This window comes from Deltaproteobacteria bacterium (assembly GCA_016208165.1).
In the GTDB taxonomy this organism is placed as follows: domain Bacteria; phylum Desulfobacterota; class Desulfarculia; order JACQYL01; family JACQYL01; genus JACQYL01.
The window spans coordinates 1-5027 of record JACQYL010000012.1 but is presented as its reverse complement, the minus strand read 5'-3'; the positions used below and the strand labels follow the sequence as shown (position 1 = coordinate 5027).

Here is a 5027-nt window from a genome sequence, read left to right as displayed (position 1 = left end):
GACAAATGCGCCGCCGGAACCGGCAGGTTTCTTGAGGGCATGGCCAAAGTCCTGGGGGTGGAGCTTGAAGAGCTGGGCCCCCTATCGTTCGAAGCGGCGTCTCCCATAAGCGTGACCAAGACCTGCACCGTGCTGGCCCAGTTCGACGTCATGTGCATGCTCAACGACGGCAAAGACAAGGCTGATGTGGCGGCGGGCATCAATCGGGCCATGGCCGAACGCATCAGCAAAATGACCAAGAAAGTCGGATTGAGGAAGAAAGTGGCCATGACCGGGGGTGTTGCCAAGAATGCCGGCGTGGTGCACAGCCTCAGGGAAGTGTTGGGCATGGACATTCTCGAACTGGATGGTGTGGATCCCCAAATTGTGGGGGCCCTCGGAGCCGCTCTCTTTGCTAAGGAACGTCTCGAGCGGGAGCGCAGCAGGTAAAGGCGGGAGGGTCTTCGACGGCCTCCCCCGGACCCCCACATGCGGGGCGGGATGATCGCTACGCTTCGCGTATCGCCCATCCCGCCCGTAGGGATTGACAGTAAGCTCGGGGTGGGGGTGTCAACGCTCCACTGGTATTGAGCGACCTGCGGCCGTTCCGCTGAAAGCGGTGCGGCCACGCTTAGAAAGTTTAAAGGGAATATGAGTCCCGCGTCCCGCGGGATTTTCAAAGTTTCCCTCATAAATCCAATCATATATGGGGGGAAGCATGAGCATGGATGCTTCGGCGCGGGCCGGGACCGAGGTGTTGGCCGTAGGCGGAAAAGGCGGCACGGGAAAGACCACCATAGTGGCCATCATGGCCAAGATTCTCTGTTCCGCAGGAACCGGATTGCTGGCCGTGGACGCGGATCCCCCGGTGAGCCTGACCTATGCCTTGGGGGCGGAGCCGCGAAAGACATTGGGAAGCCTGAGAACCCGGCTCATCGAGGATCCCAGGGAAAGAAGGGAAATCGGGGACACGCATATCCGGGACGTCATCGCCGATGAAGTGGTGCTGGACCTGGACTTTATGGATCTGCTCGTTCTCGGACAGGCCGAAGGACCGGGCTGTTATTGCGGTCTCAACGAGCTGTTGAAATTCGGTATCGATGCGCTGGCTAAAAAGTACCAAGTGACCCTCATCGATTGCGAAGCCGGTATCGAACAGATCAACCGGAGGGTCATCAATTCCGTGCATACGCTGATCATGGTTTCGGACGCTACCGTCAAAGGCCTCCGCACGGCCGCCTATTTGAAGAAAATCGCCCGGGATTACGGTGTCGAAGGCGACTATCGCACGGGCCTGATTATCAATCGGGTGGCGAACAACGCGGAGGGCCTGGTGAACATGGCCCGGGATATGGATCTGGACCTCCTGGGAGTGATTCCCGTGGACGAACGGGTGGCCCAATACGATCTTACGGGCCGCCCAACCTTCGAATTGCCGGACGATGCTCCGAGCGTGGTTGCGGTGAGGAACATCCTGAAAAAACTCGGCATGATTTCGTGAGATCGAAAGCGATCGGCGGAGGGACGGAAGGTTCGATCATGAAGATCCGGGTAAAAGGGTTTCTGTCCGTAAAAGGCGTCATGGGCCGAGGCGGGGAAATCGATCTCGATTTGCCCGAACCGACCATAAGGCAGGCGTTGGACGAACTGTGCCTGCGCTGCGGTCCTGAATTCCGCCGGGTGATGTTCGATCCGGAAACCGGGGACCCCAGACCGGAAAACCCGATCCTGGTCAATGGAAGGCACTACCGGCATCTTCTTCACGGCCTCGACACCCCCCTCCGAAACGGTGACTTGCTGGCCGTTTTCCCGCCCGTGGCCGGCGGATAGTCGCCGGCTATCAGAGTTCCTCAATCGAAAGCGATGACGTTTTCAGTTGTGTTCGCCCGGCCCGCCGTCCCAGTCCCGCCGGCAGTTCGCGGTCGGCCTCGAGGAATGTACGGTAAATATCACCTGCGCCATTGAAACAGAGGCGTCTCAGGTACTATAATCTCTGTTACAGGAAGGCCCTTGCCATTCTCTTTGAACCCAACAAACTTCATGTGACTTGAGATGCAAGCCCGTTTCCATTCGAGTCTCCATTCAACACGCGCCAGGACCGAAATCGTTTCCATAACCTCCAACAACGGAGAACCATCATGCAGCGTACGAGTGCGTTCCTAGTCTTCATCATAGCCGGATCCTTGAGCCTGTTCTTCTCGCCATGGCCCGTGCCGGCCGGCGATCTATCCGAACTCCTGTCCCGGGCTCAGGATCCTTCAGCGAACCTGCGAGACCGTCTGGTGGCCATCGATGCGTTGGGATCGTCCGGCGATGAGGGCGCTGCGGCGCCGTTACTGAGCATCCTGAGTAACGTCTCCGAGGACGAAGGCGTACGGTCTTTCGCTGCGAGGGCCTTGGCGCGCCTGGGCGAGCCCAGGGCCGAGATCCTGGCGGCCTTTGAAAACGTGTACAATGATCCCGGCTCGGGCGAGAATCTCTTGTACACGATCCTGCTTCACTTCGGGGACATGCATGCCGTCGAGTCCCTCGATCTGCTTTCCGGAGCGTTGGCAAGCCCGAACCCCATGATCCGGTTCAAAGCCGTACAGGCCCTCGGGGAACTGAAAGGCTCCAATGCCGTATCCGTGTTGACCGCGCACCTGGACGTGGAAAAGGATCGCATGGTGCGGGCGGAGACGGTTCAATCGTTGGGCCGGCTCGAGGATCCTGCGGCCCAGGAAGCGCTGACGCGTACCTTGGTCAAGGACCCCGAGCCTCTGGTTCGGTACAATGCGGTTCTGTCTCTGAGCATGTTCAAATCGCTGAGTCCCGCCACCATCGAGGCGCTGAAAGCGGCGCTCAAGGACTCGTCCGTCCTGGTGCGCAAGGCGGCGGAGAGGGTGGCGCCATGAAAAAATCGGTTCTTTTGGTTGCGATGCTTATGTTGCTGCCGGCGGGAACCTCCTTCGGGCTCGAGAAGGGAGCCATCCTCTACCATACCGGATCCGGGGGCACGTTATACGGAGCCCGGGACGTGCTCGAATTGCCGTGCTCGGCTCTGCAGCTCGTGATCGAGGATCTGGGTTCCGGCCATGCGGGCCTCTACATCGGAGATAACCGGGTCATCCACGCGGTGCAGACCGGAATCGAGGAGGTGGACGCCGTCCGATTCCTGTCCGAGGAAGAACTGGCGGATGGGTATCAAGTTCTGGGAGCCAAGGTTCCGGTGACGTACAATGATCCCGCCGTCTGGCCTCAGGAGCGCAAAGACCAGATCCTGCTGATCGCCAAGGAACAGGTGGGAAAAAACTACGATCTCACCTTTCACCGGCAGACGGGTCCCGGATCGGGCGATTTCACCTGCGTAGGCCTGGTCGAGTTTGTGTACGAGAAAGTGGATTACCGCATCACCCCCGTGGATTTCTACGATGGAGGCGACGGCGGCAAGACCTATACCCAGACTTACAACTGCTCATCCACCCTGTTCCTCGACTGGCTCGGGGTGAATACGTTTGCGAATAACGTGCAGTTCTCGAAGTTCAGTCATCCGCTGGATTTTTGCTGCGGAAGGGAAAACGACGGCAAAAAACATATCTTTTTCCCCTACACACAGTTTTTGCAGAATACCACGGTCGAGGTCGAGGTGGACGTGCCGATATCCGGAGGAGAAAAGTCGGGCCGGGGGGAGGGCTCGGGCGGTTGCTTCATCGACACGGTCCGCACGTTCTGATTCGGGAGCCGTATATCTGATTGATCTCATGGATAATCTGGGGAAACCTTTTGCAAAAGGTTTCCCCAGACCCCTTCCAAAATCCTCTGAGAGGCTTGCGTCGCTTTCGCGCCGCAACTGTTCAGGTCCGCGACAAAAAACATAGACCCATGCACGCGCCTTCGACGCAAACCGCGAGGGAAATGGACTCGGTAGGGGCGTATTGCAGTACGCCCCTACCCCGGGGCGCCGCCCCCCAGAGGTAGAATGATCTCTATCTTGAATCCTTCCGCTGAATTAAACGCTTGTATGCGGCCGCCGTGCTTCTCGATGATCCTTCGGGTGATGGACAGCCCCAGTCCCGACCCTGGGATATCGGATTCGACAATACGATAAAAGGGATCGAAGATGCGAGTCAGCTCCTCTTCGGGCAGGGCCTCGCTGGTGTTGGTCAGAGTGATATGGATACCCGCGGTTTCCACTTGGATTTTGACGTTGAAATCACCTTCCTCGGGCGTGAATTTGGCGGCGTTGTCAAAGAGGTTGGAAAACGCCGACAGAAGGTCGTCTCTTTGACCGAATATCGAGGCGCTTTGCGGGAGATCCGAGGCGATTCGCAGACTTTTTTGACGAAAGGCCGGTGCGAAGCGCGATAGCACTTCTTTGAGTATGGCTGTCAGATCCAGCCGTTGCCTGGCGCGCCGGTCGTCTTCGAGATCCAGTTTGGACAGTTCGAGGATGCGTCCGATCAATCGATCCAGCTCGCCGATTTCTTCCCTGATGCTGTCTAAATACGGTTCGCAGCTGTCGTAGGCCTGCTGCTCGATCTTGTCCCGAATCAGCTCTTCCGCCACACGGATTCTGGCCAAAGGACTTCTCAGTTCGTGCGAAACATGAGCCGTGAGCTTTTTGCCGCTTTGGATCAGGCCCCACAACTTATCCGCCATGTGGTTGAAGGCCTGCCCCAATTCGCCGATTTCGTCCCTGCTTCTGAGGTCGACGCGATGGTCGAGGTCTCCGTCTGCGATGCGCAGCGCCGAGCTTCTCAGCCGGTTCACGGGCTTGGTGATGAGGCGTGACACGGGTATGACGAGCAGTGCGACGATGAGCCCGATGATAGCGAGACCCAGGCCGAACGCAACTCTCGATCGCGCCCGTTCTCGTTCGGAAAACAAGGCGTGGAGCAAAACGCTCTGCCCCGTGGCGGTGTCGAGAGGGACGGTGACGTACGCCCGCACTCCCCTGCGCATTCGGTGATCCATCAACAGCCCGCTCGACCCCGTTCCGGTCTCCCGCTTGTCGAACCCGCCCGTATCGGGCGGCTCGCCTTGAAAGGATTGTGCTACGATCCGGCTCG

6 protein-coding genes are annotated in these 5027 nt (G+C 58.5%); 5 read left to right on the top strand and 1 reads right to left on the bottom strand.

Features of this window, described 5'->3' with window-relative positions; genetic code table 11:
• From HY788_02300 to HY788_02280, 5 genes are all read left to right on the top strand, one after another.
• Nucleotides 1–429, top strand: a 429-nt coding sequence (locus HY788_02300; GenBank protein MBI4773007.1) for a 2-hydroxyglutaryl-CoA dehydratase, incomplete at its 5' end; no start/stop codon positions are given.
• A gap of 268 nt (nucleotides 430–697) precedes the next feature.
• Nucleotides 698–1480, top strand: a complete 783-nt coding sequence (locus HY788_02295) for an AAA family ATPase (protein ID MBI4773006.1) — start codon at nucleotides 698–700, stop codon at nucleotides 1478–1480.
• Nucleotides 1481–1518: 38 nt separating this feature from the next.
• On the top strand, nucleotides 1519–1809 hold the full coding sequence (locus HY788_02290; GenBank protein ID MBI4773005.1) for a MoaD family protein: 291 nt from the start codon (nucleotides 1519–1521) through the stop codon (nucleotides 1807–1809).
• 308 nt (nucleotides 1810–2117) lie between these two features.
• Nucleotides 2118–2873, top strand: a complete 756-nt coding sequence (locus tag HY788_02285) for a HEAT repeat domain-containing protein (protein MBI4773004.1) — start codon at nucleotides 2118–2120, stop codon at nucleotides 2871–2873.
• A complete protein-coding gene (locus tag HY788_02280; GenBank protein MBI4773003.1) occupies nucleotides 2870–3691 on the top strand; it encodes a hypothetical protein in 822 nt (273 codons plus the stop codon). The genes HY788_02285 and HY788_02280 overlap by 4 nt, the downstream gene beginning before the upstream one ends.
• A 215-nt stretch (nucleotides 3692–3906) precedes the next feature.
• Here HY788_02280 and HY788_02275 read toward each other — a convergent pair.
• On the bottom strand, nucleotides 3907–5027 hold a 1121-nt coding region (locus tag HY788_02275), incomplete at its 5' end, for a HAMP domain-containing histidine kinase (GenBank protein MBI4773002.1).